Consider the following 25324-nt stretch of genomic DNA (forward strand, 5'->3'; position numbering starts at 1 on the left):
GCCCGGCGGTCCTGCGACCATGCAACGGGGTGCCGCGACGACCGCACAGGAGGAAGCGTGCAGTTTCAGATCCTGGGGCCTCTTGAGGCCAAGGGCCCGATGGCTTGCGGAACTATCTCGGCAGCGATGCCCCGCCGGGTCCTCGCCATGCTGCTGCTCAACTACAACCGGACCGTCACGGTGAGCTCGCTCGTGGACGAGCTCTGGGACGCCCACCCGCCGAAGCTCGCACGGAAGACGGTGCAGACCTATATCTATACGTTGCGGAAGCACCTGGACTGCCCCGGTGCCGAGACGAGCAGGATCGAGTCGTCACCGCTCGGGTACAAGATCCGCGTCGAGCCGGGAGAGCTCGACTACTGGGAGTTCGAGACCGCGGTCCAGCAGGGGCTGACCGAGCTTCGCGGCGGTGACCCGCGTGGAGCGCTGGACCGGTGGCGCGGGACACTGGGGCTGTGGCGCGGTGCGATGCTTGCCGACGTCCGGCTGGGGCCGCTGCTGCAACCGATCGTCACGCGGGTAGAGGGAGACCAGCTCCGGCTGCGCGAGCAGACGATCGACGTCGCCCTGGGCCTCGGCGAGCACCGGGACCTTCTTCCCGAGCTGGAGCTGCTCGCCGCGACCAACCCCTTGCACGAGGGTTTCCATGCCCAGCTCATGACGGCCCTCAGCGGAGCCGGCGACCGCAGCCGCGCGCTCACCGTCTTCACGGATCTGCGTGACCGGATGGTCACGACGCTCGGGCTGGACCCGTCCCCGCGGCTGGTGGAGCTCCAGAAGCAGATCATCGAGGGAACTCTCGACCCCACGCCCCTGGTGCAGGTCGAGGCGCCGCGGCCCGCCGATCCGTTCCTGACCATCGCACCCGCGCAGATCCCCCCGGACAGCGGCGACTTCGTGGGACGGCGGTCCGAACGCCGCGAGCTGACGGCGCTCGTGCACCACAGATCCGCTGGGAACGCGCCTCGTGTGGTCGTCCTCAAGGGGGCGGCCGGTGCGGGCAAGACGATGCTCGCGACGCACATGGGACACGAGCTGCGGCCGGAGTTTCCCGACGGGCAGCTCTTCGCCGCGCTCGGTCCCGTCGTCGACCCCTTCGACGTGCTCGAGCACTTCCTGCTCGCCTTCGGCATACCGAAGAGCCAGGTGCCGGACACGCTGTCCGAACGCACGGGCCTGTACCGGAGCTGGACCTCGGGGCGGCGGGTCCTCGTCGTCCTCGACGACGCCGTGCACGTCGAGACGCTGGCCCACCTGATCCCGGCGGGTCCGGGGTGTGCGGCTCTCGTCACCACCAGGGTCGGTCTGCAAGGTCTGGCGGGCGCACAGCGCGTCAAGGTCGGTCCGCTTCCGGTCGCCGACGGCGTGCATCTGCTGCGTCAGGTGGCCGGTGACTCACGGGTCGCCAAGGAGCCGGGTGCGGCGCACGAGCTGGTGCGCCTGTGCGACAACCTTCCCCTGGCGATCCGGGCCGCCGCCGAGAAGCTTGCCGCGCGTCCCTCGTGGCGGGTCGTGGAGCTCGTCGACCGCATGCGTGACCGCGACCAGCGGCTGCAGGAGCTCGTCACGCGACGACTGGACCCGAGCGCCTCGCTCGAGGACGCCTATCTCCGGCTGGCACCCGCGTACCGCTGGGCTTTCCGGCGGCTGTGTGCCATCGACGGCCCGGACTTCACCATGCAGGACGCCGCGCAGTTCCTCGGTACGGGGCTCGCCAACGCGGAGTGCCCGGTGGCCGAGCTGGTCGACGCCAGCCTCCTCACCGTCGCGGAGCCGCGCCCGGACGGTCCGCCGGCATACCGCTTCCCGGAGCTCGTCAGGTTGCACGCGTTGCTGCGCCACGAGCCCGCGCACGCCCTCGACGTCCCGGCCGACGTGCGGCAGTGGACGTCGCTCGGCGCCCGGTGGAGCGCGCCGGCGTCGGACGACGCGCCTCGGTCACCGGCCCACGTCGCCTGACGCGCGGGAGGTGACGGTCACGGACGCAGCTGCGCGTACCAGCCGGTAAGGGCCTCGGCGAACCGTTCGGGATCGATGCGGTGCATGGCGTGCGGCGCGTCCGGGAACGACTGGTACGACACGCGTTGACCGGCCGACTCGACCAGCTCGCGGGCCCTGGCGGCCTGCTCGTCGGAGAGGGCACCGAGGAGCCGGCCGGAGACGGGATCGAGCTGCCGGACATGGTGCGTCAGGAGGATCGGTGCGGCCGCCGACGACAGCATGCGCTCGTGGTCGACGGCGGCGCACACGCTGCCGCTGACGAAGGCACGGCCCCACTCCGGGTCGTACTCACGCAGGTTCTGCGGCGCCACCGACCCGTGGGACTCCTCCGACGGCGGCTCCATCGCCGCCAGCCCGCGCAGCAGCTCGGGCGGGAGACCGGTCGCGAGCGACCGCCGCGCTCCCTCCCAGTCACCGCGGGACCACTGGTCCCCGAGCCACGTGTGCCAGTGCTCGAACAGCGGCCCGATGCCCCCCGAGATACCCGGGCCCACCGCCGGGTCGATCTCGGAGGCGAACAGGGGCGGGTCCTCCAGGACGGCGGCGCGCACCTGACCCGGCTTGGCGTAGGCGGTCAGCCACGCGGCGACCAGCCCGCCGGACGAGTTGCCGCTGACCACGACCGGCTGCCCGACGACCAGGTCGATGAAGCGGACCAGGTCGTTGCCGAAGTTGTCCAGCGTGTAGCGCCCCGGCGTCCAGGTCGAGCGGCCCTGCCCGCGCAGGTCGACGGCGTAGACGCGGAACCGGTCCTGCAGCAGCTGCATCAGTCGCTCGTACCCCCACCACGACTCGGTCTGGCCGGGGACCAGCAGCAGCGGCGGCAGCGACGGGTCGCCGGCGACCGCGTAGTTCAGGCGGATCTCGCCGAGGTCCACCACCAGCTCGGGGAACGCGTGCGAGACGAACCCGCCGCCCCGGTCGGCGGCTTCGAGCGTCCGCCGCATCAGCCGGCTTCCGGGGAGAGCGCCGACGCGGGCACCGGCACCGGCGTCTGCGAGACGTTCGCGTCCGCCGCGACGAGCTCCAGCCCGCCGTCGATCACGAACGACTGGCCGGTGACGTAACCCGCGCCCGGAGAGCACAGGTAGGCGATGAGGGTAGCCACCTCGTCCGGGTCGCCCGGCCGCCCGGCCGGGAGCGCGGGCCGGGCGAGCTCGTGCGGGTCGGTCCCCAGCGGCTGGCCGTTCATGGGCGTCGCGGTCTCCCCCGGCGCCACCGAGTTGACGGTGATCCCGTGCGTGCCGAGCTCGAGCGCCATGACCTTGGTCAGCATCCCGAGGCCGCTCTTCGCCACACAGTACGAGGTGCCGCCCGTGATCGGGATGCGCTCGTGGACGCTGGTCACGTTGACGATCCGGCCACGGATCCCGGCGTCCACCATCTGCCTGGCGACCTGCTGCGCGAGGACGAACGGGCCGACCAGGTCGATGTTCATGACCTCCTGCCACGCGGCAAGGTCCTCGTCGAGAAAGCTCGCGCGGCGGTTGACGCCCGCGTTGTTCACCAGGACGTGGACGGGCCCGTGCGCGTCGAGCACGCGGCGGGCGGCCGCGAGCGCCCCCTCCGGTGTGTCGAGCGGGACGTGCACCGCCGTGGCCACGGGCAGACCTCGCGCGGCGATCAGGGCGGTCACCTCCTGTGCTGCCCGTTCGTTGCCGCCGTATCCCACCAGGACGCGGTACCCGGCAGCGGCGAGCGCCAGGGCCGTCGATCTCCCGATGCCGGAGCTGGCACCCGTGACGAGCGCGGTCTCGACCATCAGTTCTCCTCAGCGTCTTCCGGGGCGTTTTTCGTGGCCGGCGCGGGAGTGCGCGGATCCGGGTTGACCGTGACGACCAGACGTATCACGAGGCGGTCGTCGATGTGGCGGGAACGCGCCGAGACCATCCTGTTCATGAGGTCCGCCCCGCCCTCGAGGTCGGTGCGGTGCGTGATCAGCGGAGCCAGCTCCGGCCCGCACGTCACGAGCTCGGCCGCGGCCGCGGCCAGCGCCGCGCTCGTGACCCCGCGGTTCCCCGTGAGCCGGATCCGTCGCTCGCCGGACTCCCACACGGTCCGGCGCGGCGGCCAGGGTCCACCGGTGTTCGCGGCTCGGACGCCGACGAGGTCCACGCCCGGCAGGTTCACGGGACGGGCGTCGGCGGGTACGCCGCCTGTGACGTGCACTGCTGTCGTGCTGTCGCCGAGGGGGCCCGCCAGCAGGTCCACGAGGTCCAGCGTGCGGTCCCGGTGCGTGGCGACCAGGGCGTGGATCCGGTCGCTGCCGACGGCGGCCGGGACGTCGTCGACCAGCACGTGCTCGATGGCCTGCTCGCCCCACGTGTCGAGGGACCACTGCAGCCCGGGCTCCGACGTGTGGGCGAGCACTACCCGCGACCACAGGCCGCGGGCGGCTCCGCGGACCGCGGCGAGGTTGCCGACGAGCCCGTCGCCGAGGATCACCAGAGCGTCGGCCCCGCCGGGTCCGGCAGGACCGCCCGCTCTGGGTCCGGCAGGAGAGTCAACAAGACAGCGCAGGGCGTAGTCGGTGATGGCCAGCGGCTCGATGAGCGTAGCGGTGGCCGGGTCCAGGTCCTCGCCGATCGGGACCAGGAGCCCCGCGGCGACCGCGGACGCGGCGATCCGCACCCGCTGCTGGAACAGCCCCTCGACGTTGTGCCCGAGCAGGAAGGTCGGGTCGCCGGGATGGGTCGGGTTCACCGTCACGCGGTCACCGACCGCGAGCGCGGTGACGCCTGGACCGACGTCGGCGACGCGGCACGCACCCTCGTGGCCCAGCACCGCCGAGGGGTCGTCGCGGATCCCGCGCAGCATCTGCAGGTCGGTACCGCACAGGCTGACGGCCTCGGGCGCAAGGACCACCTCGCCCGGCCCGGGGACGGGCACCGGCAGGTCCGCGACGGCGCTCGCGCCGTGGAAGCGCCGGATGGCCAGGTTCTTTGTCATCGGTGATCGGCCTCCTGAGCCCTGGTGACGACGAGTGATCCTTCGGCGAGGAGCTGCGCCCCGCGCAGCACGTCGACGCCGGGGTGGTCCAGGAGCCGGACACGGCGCTCCCAGGCGTCGGGCGAGCCCGCCGCATAGCTGCCGGCTCCCCGCAGGTGTCGCAGGAGAGCCGTCCGGTAGGGCTCGCCGAGCCCTTCGGCGACGCCTCCCCCGATCCCGATGACCGTGACCCACGGCTGGGTCACCCAGATGGCTCGCAGCACCTCGGCGACGGGGCGGGTGACGGTCGCCAGGAGGGCGATCGCGTCGTCGTCCCCCGTGGTGACCGCCTGCCGGAACCACTCGGTGCTGTAGCTGCCGATGCCGAGGGTCCGCGCCACCCGGGCGATGCCCGGGCCGGAGCTGACGGACGCCACGTGCCCCGTCCCTCCGCACTCGCACGGCAGGTGGCCGAGCGCCGCCGTCTCCGGGGCGAGCGCGACGGGCAGGTGGCCGACCTCACCCTGCAGCCCGTCCTCGTCGACCTTGACGGTTCCAGTGCCGAGGTCCGCGATCTTGAGCCCGATGCCGCTGCTGACGGTCAGGTAGCCGACGCTCGCCGGAGACTCCGGTGCCACCGAGTCGGCGAAGTCGGCAAGCCCGCACGTGACGTCGTTGAAGACGTGCCATGCGACGCCTGGCCGGGCCTGCCGGAGCATGCCGACGAGGTCGCGGTCCATCAGCCAGTCGCCCCACATCGGCCCGGACCCGCGGACCGTACCCGTGACGTCGTCCATCGCGGCCCCGAGCGAGACGACGACCCGGCCCGCCTCCGGCGCGACCGATATCAGGTGGTCCACCAGCCGGTCCACGAGGACCGTCGCGGGCACGTCGGGATGGTTGATCCTGCTGGGAGCGGGCGTCCGCCGCCTCACGCCGTCGGACTCGGTGCGGATCCAGGTGCCGCCCACGTCGATCCGCACCGTCTCGATCCGCGCCGTCTCGACCTGCGCCGTCGGGGTCACCGCTGCACGCCGAGGCTCCATCGGATCTCCTCCCCCATGACCTCGAGCCCGGTGAACGAGAGCAGGTCGGGCACGACGGCGTCGGCCCCTTGCGCACCCGGCCCGATCCCGATGACCCGGGCCCCCGCAGCATGCCCCGCCGTCACCCCGACGGCGGCGTCCTCGAGCACCACGCACCGCTCGCACGGCAGGCCGAGGCGCTCGGCGGCGAGCCGGTAGCCCTCGGGACTCGGTTTGCCGGAGGTCACCGACTCCGCGGCAACGAGCACCTTCGGTTCCGGGAGGCCCGCCGCCACCAGGCGGGCGCGAGCCACCGCCTCGGGCGCGGCCGTGACGACCGCCCAGCGGTCCGCGGGCAGGCCGGAGAGCAGCCGGTGCGCGCCGGGGATCGGCCCGACCCCGGGCGCCGCGAGCTGACCGCGCTCGACCCGGGCGGCCTCTTCCTCGACGACCCGGTCGTCGTCGAGGAAGAGCCGCAGGATGTCCCGGGCGGTACGCCCAGGAAGAGCCGCGAGCACCTCGGTGCGCGGCAGGTCGTGGCGGACGGCGAGCGCGGCCCAGACCTGCTCGATGGCTCGCGTCGAGTCGACAAGGGTCCCGTCCATGTCGCAGAGCAGCGCGGCGGCGGACCACACCGCCGCCCCGCCTTGCTGCACATCGTCCTCTGCATGGTCCTGTGCACGATCCTGTGCATGGTCCTGCGTGCGGCCTACCTGCTGCATCCGGCATGCCTCCTAGTGGGCCGGCGTGCTCTGCGCGTCCGCGACCTGTGGCGCGGTCCGGTTCCGGTCGCGCAGCAGCTCGATGCCGGCCACCAGGAAGCCCACCGCCGCGACGGCACAGCCGGTCAGGACCACTGCCTGCAGGCCGAGGCCGGCCTCCAGGACCCGTCCGCCCAGCCACGAGCCCAACGTGATCCCGACGTTCATGGCCGCGATGTTCACGGCGAGCGCGAAGGTTGGCGCTTTGATGTCCGCCGCCTGCATCACCCTCCCCTGGAGCCCCGGCAGGATCGCCCCGAAGGCCGCGCCGAACAGGACGAGGCCCACCGCAGCGGTCCACGGGTTCGCGACCAGCACCGAGAAGAGTCCCAGGACCAGGGCCAGCGTGCCGAACAGCCCGGTCAGCGCGGGCATCAGCGCGCGGTCGACCAGCCTGCCGCCGACGACGCTCCCCCCGAACGTCCCCAGGCCGAACAGCAGCAGCAGGAGTCCGACGGCGCCGCTGCGGAACCCGCTCACGTCCTCCAGCAGCGGCGCGATGTAGGTGTAGGCGGTGAACGTGCCGCCACACCCGAGCGCGCTGATGGCCACGGCGATCAGCACGCGGCTGCGGCCGAGCGTACGGATCTCGGCCCGCACGCCGGCGGGCGGCTCGGCCTGCTGGTCGGCCGGCACGAGGACCGTGACGAGCCAGGCGGAGACGACGCCGCACCCGGCGAGCACCCAGAAGACCGAACGCCAGCCGAGCTCCGTGCCGAGCAGCACGCCGAGCGGGACGCCCAGGACGTTGGCCATGTTCAGGCCGATCGCCAGCTTGGCGATCACCGATCCCTGGCGGTCGGGCGCGACCGTGCTGGTGCCGACGACGAGCGACAGCGCGAAGAAGGTGCAGTGCGCCAGCGCGCTCAGGACTCGCGACACCATGAGCACGGTGTAGTCCTGCGCGACCGCCCCCAGCAGGTTGCTCAGGGCGAACAGGACCATGAGCCCCACCATCACGTGCTTGCGCCGCAGCCCGCTGGTCAGCAGGGTCAGCGCCGGGCCCGCGACGACCACGGTCAACGCATAGGCGCTCACCAGCAGGCCCGCCGAGGCGATCGACACGTCCAGGTCGTCAGAGATTCCGGGCAGCAGGCCCGCTATGACGAATTCCGCACTGCCGATGCAGAACAACGAGAACATCAGGACGGCTACAGCTCGGTTCATGACGGCCTTTCCCCCAGTACTTCCCCCAGTGCGCGCACGGCCGGCGGGCGGCCGTGCGCGACCCCTTCAAGACGGACGGACGTGCTGATCAGGAAAGGCCGCCCGAGGCGCCGATGGCCTGGCCGGTCACCCAGCGAGCCTTCTCCGAGGCGAGGAACGCCACGACGTCGGCGATGTCCTCGGGACGCCCCATCCGGCCGAGCGGCGTCATACCGATGATCCCGTCCGCGTGCTCCCGGATCTCCGGGCGCAGTCCCTCGGTGTCCGTGAGGCCCGGCAGCACCACGTTGACCGTGACACCCCGCCCACCGACCTCCTTGGCGAGCGAGTACGTCATCTGCTCGACGGCGGCCTTGGTCGCCGAGTACACGCCGATCATCGGCATGGTCACCCGGGTGTTCCCCGTCGAGATGCTGATGATCCGGCCGCCGTCGGAGACGATCCGCGCGGCGTTCTTCAGCACGAGGAACGAGCCCTTGAAGTTGACGGCAACGGTCCGGTCGAAGTCCTCCTCTGTGGTCTCCGCGAGCGGCGCCACGAGGTTGATCCCGACGTTGTTCACCACGATGTCGAGCCCACCGAACGCCCCCTCGGCCTCCTCGAACAGCCGGGCGACGTCCTCGGGGACGCCGAGATCCGCCTGGACCGCTACTGCCTTGCCCCCACGAGCGCCGATCTCCTCGACCACCTCGTTCGCCGCCTCGGCACTGGCGACGTAGTTGACCACGACGTTGGCGCCGCGTTCCCCCAGAGCGAGGGAGATGGCGCGGCCGATGCCTCGCGAGCCGGCGGTGACGAGCGCGTTCTTGCCTTCTAGTTCCATGGGACCGAGTTTCTGGCGGACCGACCAAGCCCTGACCAAGAAGCGCCCAATCCGCACCGCTCACCTGGAGACACACCTCCTTCCGGCCCCGCGGACGTGCCATCATCGCTCTGTCGGCGCCAGTCCCTGCCGGTCCCCTGCCTGTCCAGCCTGAGGCGGTTTGCGTGGTCGAGCTCAGCGAGTCGGCGGGTCTCGTCCGCCGGGCCGTCGGTCCCGGGCCCGCGGTACACACCCTCTGGGGTGCCGCGACGCCGTCATCGCCGCTGACTCCCGCGGAGGCTCGTGTCATCGCCGCGGCAGTGCCTTCGCGCCGCCGGGAGTTCGCGGCGGGCCGCGCGTGCGCGCACGCGGTGCTCGAAGAGCTCGGGCACCACGACTGGTCCCTGCTGCCCGGGCCGCGCAGGGAGCCGCTGTGGCCCGACGGCGTGGTGGGGAGCATCAGCCACTGCCCAGGGCTCGCGGTGGCGGTGGCGGCCCGTTCGGCAGGCACGCTCGCGATCGGGATCGACGTCGAGACCGACGCCCCCCTGCCGGCGGACGTGGTGGGGTCCGTCGTGGACGCCGGCGAGGCCCACACGATCGAGCGGCTGGCGGCGCTGGACGCGGTGACGCCGTGGGAGCGGCTGCTGTTCAGCGCCAAGGAGTCGGTCTACAAGGCGTGGTACCCGCTGCGGCACGAGTGGCTCGGCTTCGAGGAGGTCGGCATCGAGCTGAGCACCGGCGGCACGTTCCTGGCGCGCATCCGCCGCGCGGACACCGCTCCGCTCCCCCGGGTGCTCAGCGGCCGCTGGACCCGGGGGAACGGCGTGGTGGTCACCGCGCTGGTACTGCCTGCTGAGACGGCTGCGGGACCGCCCGCCGGCTGATCAGCGCTGGACGGACTGCGCGTGCCGGAACACGTCGCGCGGGTCCCAGGTCCGCTTGGCCGCCTGGAGGCGTGGGTAGTTGCTGCCGAAGTACAGGTCGTGCCACGGCACTCCTGACGTGTTCCAGGCGGGGTCGTTCAGGTCCTTGTCGGGGTAGCCGATGTAGCACCCGTCGGTCACGTCGTCCGAGACCGGGACGCCCCCGGTCGCCGCGTACACGTCCGCGTAGGTGGTGCGAACCCAGTCGATGACCGCGGCGTCGTCCGCGCTCTGCTCCCAGAGGCCGATGTACTGGAGCTTCATGATCGAGTCGCGCGCGACGGTGGCGGTCTCCGCCGGGTCGACGGCGTTGATCTGGCCGCCGTACGAGGCGATCGTCACGAGCGTGGTGCCGTGCGCCGGGCCGGGTGCGGAGAGTCGCCGCCAGAGCGCGGCCACCTGCTCGGGCGGGAAGCTCGCGCGCATGTACGCCGACTTGATCTTGAAGCGCATTACGGTGGGGTTCTTCGGGCTGAACCCCTCCCACTGCAGGGAGTGGTGCCACGGCCGGCGCATCGTGGGTGCGCCCAGCGCGGTTCCGACACCGGCCGAGACCGCCGCCACGAACCGGTCGAGCACCGCCTCGGCGCCGGCGACCGACGCGTCCAGCTCGACCGACAACGCCACGACCCCCTCGTTCACGGCGAGCAGCTTGAGCTGGGCGAACAGTCTGCACTCCGGCGTACCGGGGCTGCTGTTGGCCTCGTGCCAGGTGCCGAAGTTGGTGACCAGCCGGGAGAAGGTGCGCTCGTCGAGGGTGGCCCACGGCCACACCACCGTCCGCAGCAGCACCTCGGCCGGTGGCTGCGGCAGCGCCTGGGCGGCGACGTCCGGCGAGCGGAACAGGTAGCGGGTGGCGATGCCGAAGCTCCCGCCGCCCCCGCCGGTGTGCGCCCACCACAGGTCCCCGAGGTCGCCCACGTCGTCGCGCGTCGCGAGCACGACGCTCGGGTCCCCCACGGAGTCGACGACGACTGCCTCGACCCCGTACAGGTGGTCCGCCGTCAGGCCGTACCGGCGGGACAGCGGACCGTAGCCGCCGTTCGGGATGAAGCCTCCGATCCCGACCGAGGGGCACGATCCCGCCGGGATCGTCACACCCCACTCCTTGAACAGGGATCCGTACACCGCGCCCAGCGAGGCGCCCGCGCCGACCGCGTACGCGCCGTGGTCGGCATCGTAGGAGACGCCGGCCATCCTTGACATGTCGATGACGTCCTTGACCTGGGCGTTCGCCACGAAGTCCTCGTAGCAGTGGCCCCCGCTGCGCACGGCGACCCGCCGTCGGCCGCTGACCGCCTCGCCGACGTACCGGGCGACCTCCGCGGCGTCGGACGGGAGCACCACCCGGCCGGGCGAGCCGGCGAACCGCTGGTTGGCGCCACGCACCAGGCTCGGGTAGCGCACGTCTCCCGGGCCCACGACGACGGCGCCCGCCGTGGCCGGGCTCCGGCCGGCGACCACCGACGTCCTGCCGACCGGCGCCGACGGCCTGCCGGCGGCCGGGAGCGGCGCGGCGACCACCGCCGCGCCGCCCGCCAGGGCGCCACCCACTCCGGCCAGAAATCCACGCCGCGTGGTGTCTTTCATCTTGCTACCTCGATCCTTGGGGGGACGAACCGATCTCCAGGCTCCAGGAGCGTGGTCAAGAAAGGTTCGAACCACCGCCAAAGGGACAAGTCCCGCGACAGCGTCAGCGCTTCACCACGACGGCAGGTCCGAGATCTCCACCACGAGGCACGTCCAGTTGAAGCCGCCACCGACGCCGATGACCATCACCCGGTCCCCTGGGCCCACCCGCTTCTCCTCTACCAGGTGGTTCAGGGCCCCGAACTGGTCGGATGCGCCCACATGACCGATCTCGGCGCCCCACGCGTGCGTGGTTCGCTCCAGCGGGATCCCGAGCGGGGCGAGCACCTGGCTCCGCAGCAGGCTCGCCCCGAAGTTCGGGACGACGTAGACGGACGCCTCGTCCAGGGCCATCCCGGCGTCGGCGGCCGCGCGCTCCGCCGCTCGCCGCAGGCCCGCCCAGCTGATCTCCCGGATCTGGTCGAGGTCCATCTCGTCGATGAAGTCCACCGCCCGCGAGCGCAGGTCGAGCGGGTAGTCGGACGGGTCAGGGCTGGCCCGGAACGGCGCGTTCCCCCGGTGCAGGCCCTCGAGCTCTGGCGCACTCTCGCTGGCGCTGGACAGCAGGCGGGCGAACCCGCGCTCGGTGGACAGCAGGATCGCGCTGGCGCCGTCGCCGAAGATCAGCCCGGAGTCGGCGCGCCAGCGGTCCCAGGCGGGCTCCGCGAAGCGCTCGGCGGACGTGATGAGTGCGGCAGGGCTGTCGGATGATCTGAGGAACGGCACCGCCAGCTCGACGGCGCCGACCGCGCCGTTGGACACCTGGCGGATCTCGAACGCGATCCCGGAGCCGTCCAAGATCTGGTGCTGCAGGTAGGAGCCGCAGTTCCAGCCGTCGAGGCCCGAGTAGACGGCGACCGCATGGAGCAGCAGCCCGACGTCGTGCGGGCCGTGCGCCGAGCGCTCCAAGGCGCTCCGGCCGGCGCGCACGGCCATCTCCGGCTGGCTGTCCCGCTCGTCGTCGGCGATCGCCACCGACTGCTGTGCGGTGGCGTTCCGCGATGCGGCGTCGTACCGGCCGCTCGCGATCGCCTCGTCCACGGGGACCGACTTCGGGAAGTAGGCGCCGAGTCCCGCGATGTAGATGTCGTCGTACCGCATGGTGACCCTCCTGAGGTGTCGTCTGGGTGTCGTCGCGAATCAGGCTCGGGTGGACAGCAGGACCTTCGGCCGGCCCGTGGACCGGTTGGCGAGGGCATCGAACGCCTCGTCCGGCCGGGTCAGCGGGTGCAGGCTGTGGATGAGTGGCTCGGCGGACAGGATCCCGTCGGCGAACAGCCGCAGGGTCTGGTCGTAGTGGTCCAGGCCGTGCCGGATGCCGTAGATCGTCAGCCCGCGCAGGGTGACCTCGCCGGCCGGGAAGTCCCGCAGTCCACCGCCGACCACCCCGACCGCGGCGATCCGCCCGCCCGTCCGCGTCACCCGGACCGCCTCCATGAGGCCCGCCGCGGTGCCCGAAGCCTCGATCACCAGCGAGAACCCCTCGGCCGGGGCCGCCCCGCTGCGCAGCGTGCGCCGGGCACCGACCTGCAGTGCGAGGTCCAGCCCGGCGGGGTCGACCCCGATCGCGGTCACGCCGCCCGACGTCGCGTTCGCGAGCATGACGGCGAGCAGGCCGATCGTTCCGGTGCCGATCACGGCAACGGAGTCGGTCAGGGAGCACCGCGTGTCCGCCAGCGCCCGGGCGACCGTCACGGCGGGCTCGACCAGGACCGCCTCCGTGTCGTCAACATCGTCCGGCACGGGCACCAGCGCGTGGACCGGCACCCGCACGTACTGTGCCGCGGCGCCGTCGATCCCGTACAGGCCGATCTCCTGCATGTCGGGGCACAGCCCGCGCTGACCCGAGCGGCAGGTCCGGCACGCCAGGCAGGGGACCATGGTCTGCCCCACCACCCGCGTACCAGGGCTGATCTCGCCGGTCGCCCCCGGGGAGGCGCCGGCGATCGCGACCACCGTGCCGGTCCACTCGTGACCGAACGTCCAGGGCAGCTGGATCCGCCCGTCGGTGATGTACGTGGCCTCGCCGTGCAGCAGCTCCAGGTCCGTGCCGCACAGGCCCACCAGCTCTACCTGGACCAGCGCGTGCCCGGCCAGCGGGCCGGGCACGGGAACCTGCGCCGCCTCGATCTTGCCGATGGCCGTGATCCGCGCGGCGGTCATCGTCCCCGTCGGCCACATGCCGGTGCTCACTGGGCACCGGTCGGGACGGTGCGGGCGGCCCGGACGACGGACTCCGCGGCGAGCGCCAGCTCGTCGGCGGAGACGTCGTTCACGAAGGTGGCGGCACCGATCCCGACCGGTAGCGGCAGCCGCTGCAGTCCGTCCCGGTGCCTCGTCGTGTCGACGAGCGCCCTGACCAGCAGCTCCGGGGTGCACGAGGGGTGGTGGACGGGCAGCTCCAGCAGGCGCATGACGTTCATGACACGACCGAGCTCGACGTCCGAGACCAGTCCGCGCCGGTGGGCGATGTGCGTGGTCAGCGCCATGTCGACGCACACGGCCTCGCCGTGCAGCAGGTCCGGGAGCCCCGCCATCTCGATCGCGGGGCTGAACGAGTGCCCGTAGTCGACCAGACGCTCCAGCCCCGTCTCCCAGAGGTTGGGCTGAAGCTCCTCCAGCATGCCGTGCACGGCGCGGCGCAGGACCTCACGCGCCGCCAGCTCGGTAGCCGGCGTCGCCCCCTGCATGTGCTCGTCGAGCAGCACGCCGCCGGACTCCTCGAGCCGGACGAAGAGCTCGAGGTCCTTGATGAGCGCGATCTTCAGGATCTCGGCGAGCCCGTTCGACAGGTGCCGCCGGTCCAGCGACCGCAGGAAGTTGCGGTCCAGCAGAGCCGTCGAGGGTGCCTCGTAGGTCCCGAGCCGGTTCTTCTGACCGTTGAAGTTCACACCGGTCTTGACCCCCACACCGGCGTCGACGAGCCCGATCAGGGTGGTCGGGACGCGGACGAACGGCGTGTGGCGGCGGTAGAGGCTGCTGGCCAGGCCGACGAGGTCGAGCAGCACCCCACCGCCGATCGCGATGACCGGCTCCCGGCGCCGGTCGATGCCGAACTCGTCGAGCCCGCGCAGGACCTCCGTGGCGGAGTCCAGCGTCTTCTGCTGCTCTGTCGCGTCCAGGACGCAGAGCTGGGTGGTCATGTCGTGGTGACGCAGGTAGCGGTCGAGCTGGTCGCCGTAGATCTCGTGCACCAGCTTGTCGATGACCACGAAGCGCCGGCGGGTCTCACCCGCCCCCACCGTCCCCGCGGTCGCGAGAGCGGGATTGTCGAGCGCGAACACGTCGCGGGAGACGGAGACCGAGTAGCTGACGGTTCGGGTCGCCTCGACCAACCACGAGGTGGTGGGCGGGGTGCTGAGGTCGTCGTCGGCGCGCGCGACGGTGAGGTTTCCGGGGGTCATTGGTCCTCCTGGGTCCGGGCATCCTGGTCAGGCAAGGTGGGTCCGCGAGGTGACGATGCGGGACAGAGCGTTCTTGTCGGTCTTCCCGACCGAGGTCTGCGGCATCTCCCGCAGCACGAGCAGCGACTCGGGGATCTTGTACTCGGCGACACCCGCATCCCGCAGCGCCCGGCCGATGTCCTGCAGGGTGACCGTCCGGCCGGACCGGGGTACCACGCAGGCGCACGCCCGTTCGCCCAGCTCCGGGTCCGGTACGGCGATCACCGCGACGTCCGCCACGCCGTCCACGGCCTGGACGAGGCGCTCGATCTCGTCGGCGGAGATCTTCTCGCCGCCGCGGTTGACCACGTCCTTGGTCCGGCCGACGACGACGAGGTTGCCGCCAGGGTGCCGCTGCACGAGGTCACCGGTGCGGTACCAGCCGTCGGTGAAGGCCTCACGGTTCTGCTCGGGCGCCTGGAAGTAGCCGCGTGGGGTGTAGGGGCCACGCACCAGGAGCTCGCCGGACTCGCCGTCGGGCACCTCGGTGCCGCTCGGGTCCACGATGCGCAGCTCGTCGTGCTCGCTGATCGGCCGGCCCTGCGTGGCCGCCGCGACGTCGTCCAGGTCCGTGTCGCGGACGTAGCAGAGCAGGCCCTCCGCCATCCCGTACACCTGCTGGACCCGGCACCCGAGCACGTCCACCGCCCGGCGGTAGGCCTCCTTGGCGAACAGGGACCCGCCCACCTGGACGAGCCTCAGGCTCGTGAGGTCGGGCCGGGCCGCCTCGGCGGCCGCGACCCACCGGCTCAGGACCGCAGGCACCGCCGCGACTACCGTCACCCGCTCCGCGGCGATCGTCTCGAACACGCGCGACGGCGAGGGCGACGGCACCAGCACCACGGTCCCGCCGACCATGAGTGTCCCGAGGATCCCGGGGCTGGCCAGCGGGAAGTTGTGGCCGGCAGGCAACGCCGCGAGGTAGACGGTGTGCGCGTCGAACCCGCACACCTCGGCGCTCCGGCGGGCGTTGTACTCGTAGTCGTTGTGGGTGCGCGCGATCACCTTCGAGAGCCCGGTCGTGCCGCCCGACAGCAGGAAGACCGCGACGTCGGACGCCGCCGGCGGCGTCGCGTCGAGGTGCGCCCGGCGGGCGACGACGTACTCGGCCGGCGCATCCTGGACGGCCGCCCGCACGTCGACATGGTGCGCGCCGACGTCGTCCCCGCAGACCAGGACCTCGGACAGCGAGGGCACCTGGTCCCGCACCCGGTCGGCCATGGCCGGGTGGTCGTACTCCCGGAACATGCCCGGCACCGCGATCGCCGCCGCGCCGGTCCGCCGGCCGATGGCCGCGAGCTCGTGGTCACGGTGCGCCGGCAGCATCATCACCGGCGCCACGCCGGCCCGCAGGCAGGCCAGGAGCAGCACCACGAGCTCCCAGCCGTTGGGCAGCGCGACCAGCAGCACCGCACCGCGCCCCAGCCCGCGCTCGCGGAGCAGGACCGCCACCCGGTCGGCCGAGGACGCGAGCTCCCGGTACGTGATCCGGGTGTCGCCGTCCACGATCGCGAGCCCGTGCGGGTGGGCCTCCGCCCACTCCCACACGAGGTCGCCGAGCGGACGGTCCCGCCAGTATCCCGCCGCGCGGTAGGTCTCGGCGAGGTCGTCGGGCCAGGGCGTGACGCCCTCTCGGAGGATGGACTCCGCCAGATCGTCGGTCACTACCGACGCCGTTCGTTCAGCCACGTGAGTTCCTTTCTCTTGCAGGTGTCTCTCGTAGGGATGTCTCTCGTAGGGGTGTCTCTCGCAGGGATGTCTCTCGCACGTGAGGCTCAGGCGCCCGCGACGAGCGCGGTCTCCTCGAGCCGTCCGGCGAGGTGCCCGGAGAACGAGCCGACGTCGGGGTGGTCCCACATCACGGCGGCCGGCAGCCGGACGCCGAGCTTCTTCTGCAGGCGACGCCGGATCGCCATGGTCATCACCGAGTCGAGACCCAGGTCGGTGAACGAGCTGCGCGCGTCCAGCGCCTCCGGGGCCTGCCCGGTCTCCTGTGCGGTCTCCCCGATGACCAGCGTGGTGACGGCTGCCACCAGGTCGTCGCCGGCCAGGTCGAGAAGGGTGCCGCCCCCGTCGTCGGCCGTCTCGGCGGGTTCGGCCACCAGCCCGCGCAGGACCGCCGGGCCGCCCGGGGTCACCTCGAGCACCCGGACCACCGCCGCGTGGGGCTCACCGCTGCGGACCACCGCGTCCCAGGAGCGGAACGCCTCCTCCTTGCTGATGTCCCCGGCGCCCAGCCCGGCGAGCTCCTCCTCGACGGCGGTGCTCGCCGCCATGCCCATCGCGCGCCAGGACGTCCAGCCGAGGCTGACCGTCTCGGTGCCGCCGCGGGCGTGGCGCTGCCGGGCCAGGCCGTCGAGGAACGCGTTCGCCGCGGCGTAGCTGGTCTGCCCGGTCAGCCCGAGCAGGAGGCCGATCGAGGAGAAGTAGGCGCAGAAGTCCAGCTCCCCGGGCGGGAACACCTCGTCGAGCACGAGCGCACCGGCCACCTTGGGCCGCAGCACCGTCCGGAGCGAGTCCTCGTCGAGGTCGGCGAGCGTGCGGCTGTCCAGCACACCGGCCGCGTGCACCACACCGCGGATCGGCGGCATGCCCAGCGCCTCGGCGGTCAGCGCCGCCGCTACCTGGTCGCGGTCGGTGATGTCGAGGCTGACGGTCCGGACCGTGACACCGCGCGCCTCCAGGGCGCGGATCGCGTCGATCCTGCGGCGGTCGGCGGGGTCGGCGAGGCCGTCCCACGCCGAGCGTGGGGGCAGCGCCGAACGTCCGGCGAGCACGATCCGCGCGGCCCCACGCCCGGCGAGCCACGACGCGATCTCCAGGCCGAGCACACCGAGGCCGCCCGTGATCAGGTACGTACCGTCCGGCGAGCAGGTCAGAGCCGGGCGGGCCGACGCGGACGCCGCGGGGCGCAGCCTGCGGTACCACGCCGACTCGCCGTCCAGCCGGACGACCGGCTCGTCCGTCGTGGCGCCGCCCAGGAGTGCGGGCAGCGCGGCGGCCGACGCCTCGACCTGGCTCGGATCGAGGTCGACGACGCCGCACCAGACGTCGGGGTGCTCGGTGGCGAGCACCGCCGACATGCCCCAGACCGGAGCCTGCTCGACGACGGCGTGATCGTCACCGCGGCTCGTGACCGCCCAGATCCGCGCACCGGCCGGGGCCGCGTCCGCCACCACCTGGACCGCGCGGGCCACCTGCCATGCTGCGGCAGCCGCGAGGTCGCCGACCGGCAGGCCCGGGGCGCTCGACGGGGGAAGGACGAGGATCGAGCTGTGGTCGAGAGCCGGCCCGAGGGCTGCCAGGGCGTCCGGGTCCGGGACGCTGGTCACGGACCCGTCCGCGCGGGTGATCGCGGCCTGGACGGCAGCACCGAGGGCGCCGTCCGCCCCGACCAGCACGACCTTGGTCCGGGCGCGCTGCGCCGGGAGGGTGGCACTCTCCCATGCGACCCGGTGCACCAGCGTCCCGCTCGACGCGCTCGGGGGGTCGATCTCGGTGAACCGCAGGTTCACGAGCTCGGCCATCACTACACCTTCGGCGTCGGCGATCTGGACGTCCACCGTCGTCGGGTCCGACGTGTCGGCGGCGTGACGCACGACGAGCTGCGCCTCGAACGGCGCGGGGCCGTACAGCCGGAGCTCGCCCACGCGCGAGGGCATCCGGAGCGCCGGGGTACCCGCGAACGCCATCGGTGCCACGGAGAGCACGGCGTCGAACAGGGACGCCCAGTGGTCCGGCTCCTCGGCACCCTCGGTGTCGCCGCTCGCGACGACGCGCGCGTACATCTCGCCGTCGGCCGTGCGGATCTCCTTGAACTCCCACGGGAAGCCGATGTCCGCCACGCCGATGTCCTTGAGGCGCTGCGCGACCGATCCCGGTGCCGACAGCTCGCCCCGACGCGCCGCGGTGTAGGCCAGCCCGATCGGCTCGGCTCCCTCGACGGCCGCCGAGCCGCGGCGTGCGAACGTGTGCTGGGTCGGCGCCTCCTGGTCGCCGTCCAGCCGGCGGGACGTGAGGCGCACCGAGTCCTGTATGCGGATGACCTGGACCTCACGCGTGCCGGTCACGGGCACCGGTGAGCGCAGCTCGACATCGCGGAGCCCCGACCCGTCGAACGCCGACATGAACGTGGTGAGCAGCACCGCGGCGGGCAGCACCTCGGTCCCGCCGATGGGGTGCTCGCCCGGGTACGGACGGGTCTCGAAGTCGAGCTGGGTCTGCCAGACGCGGGTCCCGGACCCGTCCGCCAGCTCGACGAGAGTGCCGAGCAGCGTGCGCGAACCGGGGTCGTGCCGCTGGGCCACGGCAGCGGCGGTCGGTGCCCGCCAGTAGTCCCGGTGCTGCCACGCGGTGGTCGGCAGCGCGACGGGTCCCGTGTGCTCCTCGGCGGCAGCCGCCCAGTCCACGGTGACGCCCCGCACGTGCGCGGCCGCTACGGCCTTCAGCAGCTCGGCGACCTCCGGGCGCTTGCGCCGCAGGGCGCCCGTGACGAAGAACCCGGTCTCGGCGGCCTCCCCGTCGGGGGCCTCCCCGACGGTCTCCTCGATGGAGTGCGTGACCACCGGGTGCGGCGCCAGCTCGATGAACGAGCGGTGACCGTCCTCGACGGCGGCCCGGACCGCGGACGTGAGCAGCACCGGGTTCCGCAGGTTGGCCGCCCAGTAGGCGCCGTCCCGCGGGGCGTCCGAGCGCGGGTCCACGAGCGCCGTGCTGTAGACGGGCACTACTGGTTCCTGCGGCTCCAGGTCGCGCACCGAGGCCGCGAGCCGCAGGCACAGCGGGTCCATCTGCGGGCTGTGGAACGCCACGTCGGACGCCACCGCGCGGACGCGGATCCCGGCTGCGGCCCAGGTCTCGCTCACCTGCTCCACGGCCTCCGGCGTACCGGCTATCACCGTCGAGGACGGCGAGGAGAAGATGGCCGCGTGGACGTCGTGGTTGTCCGCCAGCCGCCGCTCCGCCTCGTCGAAGGGCAGCGAGACCATGGCCATCGCACCCCGTCCGGCGACCTCCGGGAGCAGCGCGGACCGGCGGCAGACCAGGCGGGCGCCGCTCTCGAGGTCCAGCACTCCCGCCGCGACGACTGCCGCGATCTCGCCCACCGAGTGGCCGATCACCGCGGCGGGACGCAGGCCCCGTGCGCGCAGCACCGCGGCCAGGGCGACCTGGATCGCGAAGATCATCGGCTGGATCCGCTCGGGCCCGCCGAGGTCACCGCTGACGATGACGTCGCGCGGGGAGAAGCCCGCCTCGTCCTGGAAGACCGGGCCGATGCGGTCGATGACCCGTGCGAACTCCGGCTCGTCCGCCAGCAGGTCGCGGCCCATGCCTGCCCACTGGGACCCGTGGCCGGAGAAGACCCACACCGCGTCGTGCCCGCCGACGGCGGTGGCCGGGCCGTGCTCGGCCTCCTCGCCTGCCGCCAGGAGCTCGAAGCCGGCAATCGCCTCCTCGACCGTCCCGGCGACCACCGCCGCGCGCACCCCTGCGTGGTCGCGACGGGTGGTCAGCGTGTGGGCCACATCGGCGACGTCGATCCGGTCCGCCGCGCGCAGTCGGCCGGCGAGCCGGGCCGCGTACTCACGAACCGCTTCGGTGCTCGCCCCGGAGACGGGGAGGACCCGTGGCCGGTGGCTCTCGGCGGCGGGCCGGCCCTCGTCCTGGCCCTGCTCGGGCGCCTGTTCGAGCACCACGTGCCCGACCGTGCCGCCATAGCCGAAGCTGGACACGCCCGCGCGCCGCGGCCCCGAGCCCGCCGGCCACTCGGTCCGCCCGGCGACTACCTGCAGCCCGGACGACGCCCAGTCCACCGCCGGGGTCGGCTCCTGGTGGCGGATCGTGGGCGGGATCTCGGCGTGCACCAGGGACAGGACCGCCTTGATCAGGCCGGCGATCCCGGCTCCCGCCTCCAGGTGCCCGATGTTGGGCTTCACGGACCCGATCAGGCACCGCTCGCCGTCGGCCCGGCCTACGCCGTACACGCTGCTCAGGGCGTTCGCCTCGATCGGGTCCCCGGCGCGGGTGCCGGTGCCGTGCGCCTCGACGTAACCGACCGTCAGCGGGTCGACACCGGCCACGCGCAGCGCCTGCCGGGCCACGGCGGCCTGCGCGTCGCCGCTCGGCGCCATGATCCCGTTGGTCCGGCCGTCCTGTTGTACGGCGCTCCCGCGGATCACCGCGAGGATGGGGTCTCCGTCGCGCTGGGCGTCGCTCAGCCGCTTGAGCACGACGACGCCCGCGCCCTCGCCGCGGCCGTAACCGTTCGCCGACGCGTCGAACGACTTCGACGTCCCGTCCGGGGACGTCGCGCCGGCGGCGTCCAGGACCATGGTGAGGCTGGGTCCCGCCATGATGTTCACGCCGCCCGCGAGCGCCACGCGCGCCTCACCGGAACGCAGCGCCTGGCAGGCCTGGTGGACGGCCACGAGCGACGACGAGCAGGCGGTGTCCACCGCGACGCTGGGGCCGCGCAGGTCGAGGTGGTACGAGATCCGGTTCGCGGTGGCGCACATGGAGGCGCCGATACCCGACCACGCCTCGATACGGGGCAGGTCCTCGAGCATCTGCCGCCCGTAGTCGTCCGACCCGACCCCGATGAACACACCGGTGTCGGTGCCGGCGAGCGACAACGGCGGGACTCCGGCGTTCTCGAGCGCCTCCCACGCGGTCTCCAGCAGGATGCGCTGCTGGGGGTCCATCTGCTCGGCCTCGCGCGGGGTGATACCGAAGAAGGCCGCGTCGAACGCGGCGGCGTTGTTGATGAAGCCGGCCCTCTTGGTCACCGCGCGCAGCTGGCTCGGGTGCGCGGCGGCGTAGCCCTGCCAGCGCTCCTCCGGCACGTCCCGGATGCCGTCGAGACCGTTGATGAGCATGTGCCACAGGTCGTCGGGCGAGCTCACGCCGCCCGGGAGCCGACAGCCCATACCGGTGATGGCGATCGGTTCCACGGTGGTAGCCGGTACTGCGTTCATAGCCGGTGCTGCGTTCGTCGCCGGTTCAACGACAGTTTTCGTGCGCGTCATGGGGCCTCCTCGTCGCTACGGGTGCCTCTGAGGAGCGCACGCGACAAAGCCCGTGCGGCTCCATCGCTTGGCACGGACGAGGATGGTCGGCGACGACCAAGAACTGCCCAAGAAACCGCCTAGGACCGAACTCCCGGCGACAGCGTTATGCGCGCAGCATCTCCGCCACCTGGAACGCGAGCTCCAGCGACTGCTGATGGTTCAGGCGCGGGTCCACGAGGGTCTCGTAGCGCAGCGCCAGGCCCGCGTCGGAGATCTCCTCGGCTCCGCCCAGCACCTCGGTGACGTCGTCGCCCGTGAGCTCCATGTGCAGCCCGCCCGGCACGGTGCCCAGCGTCTTGTGCACCTCGAAGAACCCGGCGACCTCGTCGAGCACGTCCGTGAGGCGGCGGGTCTTGTACCCGCTGTCCGAGGTGATGGTGTTGCCGTGCATCGGGTCCGTCACCCACGTGACGTTCGCACCCGACCAGGTCACGGCCTCGACGATGGTCGGCAGCACGTCGCGGACCCGCCCGGCGCCCATGCGCGTGATGAACGTGAGCCGTCCCGGCACGTTGTCCGGGTTCAGCCGTTCGGTGAGCGCAAGGGCGTCGTTCGGCGTCGTCCCCGGGCCGAGCTTCACGCCGATCGGGTTGGCGATGCGGGACATGAAGTCGACGTGGGCGCCGTCGAGCTGCCGGGTGCGCTCCCCGATCCAGAGGAAGTGCGCGCTGGTGTCGTACGCCTTCCCGGTGCGCTGGTCCGTGCGGGTCAGCGCGCGTTCGTAGTCGAGCACGAGGGCCTCGTGGCTCAGGAAGAACTCGACGGAGCGCAGGGCGTCGAAGTCGGCGCCGCACGCGTGCATGAAGCGGATGGCGCGGTCGATCTCGTCCGCCGTCTTCTCGTACCGGGCGTAGGCGGGGTTGCGCATGAAGCCGCGGTTCCACTCGTGCACCTGGCGCAGGTCGGCGAAGCCGCCCTGCGTGAAGGCCCGCACGACATTGGCCGTGGCGGCGGAGATCCGGTAGGCCTGCTCGAGCCGTTCCGGGTCGGGGATGCGGGCCTCCGGCGTGAACGGGAACCCGTTGATCATGTCGCCGCGGTAGGCGGGCAGGGTCACGCCGTCGCGCGTCTCGGTGTCGCTGGAGCGCGGCTTGGCGTACTGGCCCGCCATCCGGCCCATCTTCACGACCGGCGTGCTCGCCCCGTGGGTGAGCACCACCGCCATCTGCAGGATGGTGCGGACCTTGTTGCGGATGCGGTCGGCGTTCGCCTCGGCGAACGTCTCCGCGCAGTCCCCGCCCTGGAGCAGGAACGCCTCACCCCGACCGGCGGCGGCGAGCCGCTCGGTCAGGAGGTCGGCCTGTGCGGGCACCACTATGGGCGCGGCCTGCGCCAGGCGGCCGGTGGCGGCAGCGAGCGCTGCCGGGTCCGGCCACGTGGGCTGCTGGAGCGCCGTGAGCGTGCGGTAGTGGTCCAGGCCTGCCGGACCTGCGCTCGCCGGTCCGTCCGCTACCAGTGGTGCCCGCACGGTGCTCAGTGCTCCGCCGGGGCAGCCGGCACGAGCGGCTGGCCGATGTCCGCGAGGAGCTCGCCGAACCACTCCTGCGAGACGTCGAACGCCTTGCCACCGGCGATGCGCGGGAACGCGATCGCCTTGAGGCGGTCGCCGTCCTCCTCGTCGTGGCCGATGACGCCGGACTCGCCCCGCAGTGCGCACTCCACCGCGTAGTCGGTCATCGACTTGATGAGGCGCAGGTCGTCGCTGTTCGCGGCCGCGGCACGCGAGTAGTAGCCCGACTTCTGCACCATCGTCTTCTCGGCGCCCAGCTTCTCCGCGAACTGCTTCGCGAACCACTGGCCGGGGTTGATCGTGTCGAGCTTGACGTGGCCGAACGGGTCGCGCTCCACGGTCTCGCCGGCCGCCTCGAGCTGGGCCACGATCTCGTGCATGCCCGCACCCTCCGAGAGGAAGATGTTGACGTTGCCGATCTCGTCCATGACGCCACGCAGGCGCTTGGCCTCGCCCTCGAGGTCGATCTCCAGCTCGGGCAGGAACACCGCGTGCACGTCCCAGCGCTCCTTGCTGAGGCCGAGGGCGGGCGCCCACTCCTGCTCGTCGAGCCACTCGCGGTACTTCCCGGCCGTCGCGGCCGTCAGCCAGCCGCAGTGACGGCCCATGACCTCGTGCACGATCAGCATGCGCGGGCCCACGCGGTTCTCGCCGATGATGTTGGCCGCGAACTTCGCGCCCTCCTCGGCGGCGGTCCACGCGCCCAGCGACTGCTTGATCGGCACGACGTCGTTGTCGATCGTCTTCGGCAGGCCGACGACGGTCAGCTCGTAGCCGTTGTCGTGCAGGTACGCGGCGAGGTCAGCGGCCGTCGTGTTCGTGTCGTCGCCACCGATGGTGTGCAGCACGTCCACACCGTCGGCCTTGAGCTGCTCCGCGGCGACGTGCAGCGGGTCCTGCCCCTCCTTGACGAGGCCGCGCTTGACCGCGTCCTTGACGTTGGTGAGCTTGACGCGCGAGTTGCCGATCGGCGAGCCGCCGAACCGGTGCAGGACATGGGCCTGCGCGCGGGCCTCCTCGCCGATCTCGATCTTGTTGCCGGTCAGCAGGCCGTGGTAGCCGTGCAGGTAGGCGATGATCTCGATCTCGGGGTCGAGCTCGGTGTAACGCTCGATCAGGCCACCGACCGAGGACGACAGGCAGGGCGCGAAGCCGCCGGCGGTCAGCAGAGCCACACGACGAACAGCCATCTTCAGGAGCACCTCTCATCGGGAAAAGTTCACGGGCGCCGCTGCCGGCGATCGCCCGCGCGGCACCCTTCGTCGTCATCCTACTGACGGCCGACGACCGCGCCCGGCACGTCCGGTGACTGAGCACACGGCTTGCGTCTCGACTCGGGACCGCAGCGCGTGAGAGAATTGTCCTGAGCCTCCCGGTTGCCTAATGGCCCGGGAGGCTTTCTGTTATGACGAACTCTCCTGATTCTGCGCCCGCACGGCTGACGATCCGGCCCACGACTCCCGCCGACCGCCCCGTTCTGGAGCGGCTCTGGCTCCTGTTCCAGCACGACATGTCCGAGATCACGGGGGCGCTCCCGGACGCGACCGGCCAGTTCCGGCGCGAACGGCTCGACGCGACGTTCACCGACCCGGACAGGCGCGGGTTCCTCGCCCACCTGGAGTCCGACGACTCCCCGCCGTCGCCCGTCGGCTTCGCTCTGGTCCGGGCGCTCGACGGCCCGGCCCGCGTGCTCACCTCGTTCTTCGTGGTCCGCGGAGCACGCAGGAGCGGCGTCGGGCGGGAGCTCGCGGCACAGGTCCTGGCGAGCTTCCCGGGGCACTGGGAGATCGCGTTCCAGGACGCCAACCCGCCGGCGGTGCGGTTCTGGCGGGCGGTGGCCACCGACGCCGTCGGGCAGGCGTGGACCGAGGAGCACCGGGCGGTCCCGGGCCGACCGGAGCTGCCGCCGGACTCCTGGATCTCGCTGACGACGGGATAGCAGCGCTGAACACGGCACTTACGGCGGAGCGCGGCCGTGCGACTTCGGTCGGTTGCCCCAGCACCGCAATGACTTCGGTCCGTTGCTCTGAGATCGGTCGTTTGATTGACCGATCTCAGAGCAACG

General features: G+C 72.4%; 18 protein-coding genes. 3 read left to right on the forward strand and 15 right to left on the reverse strand.

Annotated elements, in window-relative coordinates; all coding sequences use genetic code 11:
- Nucleotides 1-57 precede the first annotated feature (57 nt).
- Nucleotides 58-1959: a BTAD domain-containing putative transcriptional regulator gene (locus AB0F70_RS03220; RefSeq protein ID WP_357443491.1), complete on the forward strand. Its 1902-nt coding sequence runs from the start codon at nucleotides 58-60 to the stop codon at nucleotides 1957-1959.
- Between the two features lie 17 nt (nucleotides 1960-1976).
- Here the strand turns inward: AB0F70_RS03220 and AB0F70_RS03225 are convergent, their stop codons facing one another.
- The 7 genes from AB0F70_RS03225 to AB0F70_RS03255 all read right to left on the reverse strand — a co-directional run bounded on the left by AB0F70_RS03225 (nucleotide 1977) and on the right by AB0F70_RS03255 (nucleotide 8705).
- Nucleotides 1977-2948 (reverse strand): alpha/beta hydrolase, encoded by a 972-nt coding sequence (locus AB0F70_RS03225; protein ID WP_357443493.1) that lies wholly within the window; start codon nucleotides 2946-2948, stop codon nucleotides 1977-1979.
- Nucleotides 2948-3763 (reverse strand): SDR family oxidoreductase, encoded by an 816-nt coding sequence (locus AB0F70_RS03230; RefSeq protein ID WP_357443495.1) that lies wholly within the window; start codon nucleotides 3761-3763, stop codon nucleotides 2948-2950. Before AB0F70_RS03230 ends, AB0F70_RS03225 begins: the two co-directional genes overlap by 1 nt.
- Entirely contained in the window at nucleotides 3763-4950 is a 1188-nt protein-coding gene (locus AB0F70_RS03235; RefSeq protein WP_357443497.1) for an alcohol dehydrogenase catalytic domain-containing protein, read from the reverse strand. The genes AB0F70_RS03230 and AB0F70_RS03235 overlap by 1 nt, the downstream gene beginning before the upstream one ends.
- Nucleotides 4947-5975 (reverse strand): ROK family protein, encoded by a 1029-nt coding sequence (locus AB0F70_RS03240; RefSeq protein ID WP_357443499.1) that lies wholly within the window; start codon nucleotides 5973-5975, stop codon nucleotides 4947-4949. The genes AB0F70_RS03235 and AB0F70_RS03240 overlap by 4 nt, the downstream gene beginning before the upstream one ends.
- Nucleotides 5951-6676 (reverse strand): HAD-IA family hydrolase, encoded by a 726-nt coding sequence (locus AB0F70_RS03245; RefSeq protein ID WP_357443501.1) that lies wholly within the window; start codon nucleotides 6674-6676, stop codon nucleotides 5951-5953. The genes AB0F70_RS03240 and AB0F70_RS03245 overlap by 25 nt, the downstream gene beginning before the upstream one ends.
- Before the next feature lie 12 nt (nucleotides 6677-6688).
- Nucleotides 6689-7882 (reverse strand): MFS transporter, encoded by a 1194-nt coding sequence (locus AB0F70_RS03250; RefSeq protein ID WP_357443503.1) that lies wholly within the window; start codon nucleotides 7880-7882, stop codon nucleotides 6689-6691.
- Between the two features lie 88 nt (nucleotides 7883-7970).
- On the reverse strand, nucleotides 7971-8705 hold the full coding sequence (locus AB0F70_RS03255; RefSeq protein ID WP_357443505.1) for an SDR family oxidoreductase: 735 nt from the start codon (nucleotides 8703-8705) through the stop codon (nucleotides 7971-7973).
- A 164-nt stretch (nucleotides 8706-8869) separates the two neighbouring features.
- Between AB0F70_RS03255 and AB0F70_RS03260 the strand changes: the two genes are divergently transcribed.
- Nucleotides 8870-9571, forward strand: a complete 702-nt coding sequence (locus AB0F70_RS03260; protein WP_357443507.1) for a 4'-phosphopantetheinyl transferase superfamily protein — start codon at nucleotides 8870-8872, stop codon at nucleotides 9569-9571.
- Here AB0F70_RS03260 and AB0F70_RS03265 read toward each other — a convergent pair whose 3' ends face one another.
- The 8 genes from AB0F70_RS03265 to AB0F70_RS03300 form a co-directional block, all read right to left on the reverse strand.
- The gene (locus AB0F70_RS03265; RefSeq protein ID WP_357443509.1) at nucleotides 9572-11200 is read right to left on the reverse strand and encodes an FAD-binding oxidoreductase; all 1629 of its coding nucleotides are present in this window, start codon (nucleotides 11198-11200) and stop codon (nucleotides 9572-9574) included.
- A gap of 111 nt (nucleotides 11201-11311) precedes the next feature.
- Nucleotides 11312-12340, reverse strand: a complete 1029-nt coding sequence (locus AB0F70_RS03270) for a ketoacyl-ACP synthase III family protein (RefSeq protein WP_357443511.1) — start codon at nucleotides 12338-12340, stop codon at nucleotides 11312-11314.
- Between the two features lie 39 nt (nucleotides 12341-12379).
- Nucleotides 12380-13432, reverse strand: a complete 1053-nt coding sequence (locus tag AB0F70_RS03275; RefSeq protein WP_357443513.1) for an alcohol dehydrogenase catalytic domain-containing protein — start codon at nucleotides 13430-13432, stop codon at nucleotides 12380-12382.
- Nucleotides 13429-14643: a sedoheptulose 7-phosphate cyclase gene (locus tag AB0F70_RS03280; RefSeq protein WP_357443515.1), complete on the reverse strand. Its 1215-nt coding sequence runs from the start codon at nucleotides 14641-14643 to the stop codon at nucleotides 13429-13431. Before AB0F70_RS03280 ends, AB0F70_RS03275 begins: the two co-directional genes overlap by 4 nt.
- Nucleotides 14644-14670: 27 nt before the next feature.
- Complete coding sequence (locus AB0F70_RS03285) at nucleotides 14671-16371, reverse strand: AMP-binding protein (protein WP_357443517.1); 1701 nt, start codon at nucleotides 16369-16371, stop codon at nucleotides 14671-14673.
- Nucleotides 16372-16457: 86 nt separating this feature from the next.
- Nucleotides 16458-21632, reverse strand: coding sequence for a type I polyketide synthase (locus AB0F70_RS03290; protein WP_357443519.1), 5175 nt, complete (start codon nucleotides 21630-21632; stop codon nucleotides 16458-16460).
- 220 nt (nucleotides 21633-21852) lie between these two features.
- Nucleotides 21853-23217 carry a class II 3-deoxy-7-phosphoheptulonate synthase gene (locus AB0F70_RS03295; RefSeq protein WP_357443520.1) on the reverse strand — a complete coding sequence of 455 codons (1365 nt, stop codon included), beginning with the start codon at nucleotides 23215-23217 and terminating at the stop codon, nucleotides 21853-21855.
- Nucleotides 23218-23222: 5 nt separating this feature from the next.
- Nucleotides 23223-24449: a pyrophosphate--fructose-6-phosphate 1-phosphotransferase gene (locus AB0F70_RS03300; RefSeq protein WP_357443522.1), complete on the reverse strand. Its 1227-nt coding sequence runs from the start codon at nucleotides 24447-24449 to the stop codon at nucleotides 23223-23225.
- A gap of 215 nt (nucleotides 24450-24664) precedes the next feature.
- Here AB0F70_RS03300 and AB0F70_RS03305 point away from each other — a divergent pair, with 215 nt between their 5' ends.
- Entirely contained in the window at nucleotides 24665-25198 is a 534-nt protein-coding gene (locus AB0F70_RS03305; RefSeq protein WP_357443524.1) for a GNAT family N-acetyltransferase, read from the forward strand.
- Nucleotides 25199-25324: the final 126 nt, after the last annotated feature.

Source organism: Promicromonospora sp. NPDC023805 (genome assembly GCF_040639635.1).
Lineage (GTDB): Bacteria > Actinomycetota > Actinomycetes > Actinomycetales > Cellulomonadaceae > Promicromonospora.

What these genes read in the sequence shown, in the direction of transcription:
- AB0F70_RS03255 (WP_357443505.1), bottom strand. Translation starts at nt 8,705, where the DNA reads ATGGAACTAGAAGGCAAGAACGCGCTCGTCACCGCCGGCTCGCGAGGC.
- AB0F70_RS03230 (WP_357443495.1), bottom strand. Translation starts at nt 3,763, where the DNA reads ATGGTCGAGACCGCGCTCGTCACGGGTGCCAGCTCCGGCATCGGGAGA.
- AB0F70_RS03270 (WP_357443511.1), bottom strand. Translation starts at nt 12,340, where the DNA reads ATGCGGTACGACGACATCTACATCGCGGGACTCGGCGCCTACTTCCCG.
- AB0F70_RS03280 (WP_357443515.1), bottom strand. Translation starts at nt 14,643, where the DNA reads ATGACCCCCGGAAACCTCACCGTCGCGCGCGCCGACGACGACCTCAGC.
- AB0F70_RS03250 (WP_357443503.1), bottom strand. Translation starts at nt 7,882, where the DNA reads ATGAACCGAGCTGTAGCCGTCCTGATGTTCTCGTTGTTCTGCATCGGC.
- AB0F70_RS03265 (WP_357443509.1), bottom strand. Translation starts at nt 11,200, where the DNA reads ATGAAAGACACCACGCGGCGTGGATTTCTGGCCGGAGTGGGTGGCGCC.
- AB0F70_RS03225 (WP_357443493.1), bottom strand. Translation starts at nt 2,948, where the DNA reads ATGCGGCGGACGCTCGAAGCCGCCGACCGGGGCGGCGGGTTCGTCTCG.
- AB0F70_RS03240 (WP_357443499.1), bottom strand. Translation starts at nt 5,975, where the DNA reads ATGGAGCCTCGGCGTGCAGCGGTGACCCCGACGGCGCAGGTCGAGACG.
- AB0F70_RS03305 (WP_357443524.1), top strand. Translation starts at nt 24,665, where the DNA reads ATGACGAACTCTCCTGATTCTGCGCCCGCACGGCTGACGATCCGGCCC.
- AB0F70_RS03245 (WP_357443501.1), bottom strand. Translation starts at nt 6,676, where the DNA reads ATGCAGCAGGTAGGCCGCACGCAGGACCATGCACAGGATCGTGCACAG.
- AB0F70_RS03300 (WP_357443522.1), bottom strand. Translation starts at nt 24,449, where the DNA reads ATGGCTGTTCGTCGTGTGGCTCTGCTGACCGCCGGCGGCTTCGCGCCC.
- AB0F70_RS03235 (WP_357443497.1), bottom strand. Translation starts at nt 4,950, where the DNA reads ATGACAAAGAACCTGGCCATCCGGCGCTTCCACGGCGCGAGCGCCGTC.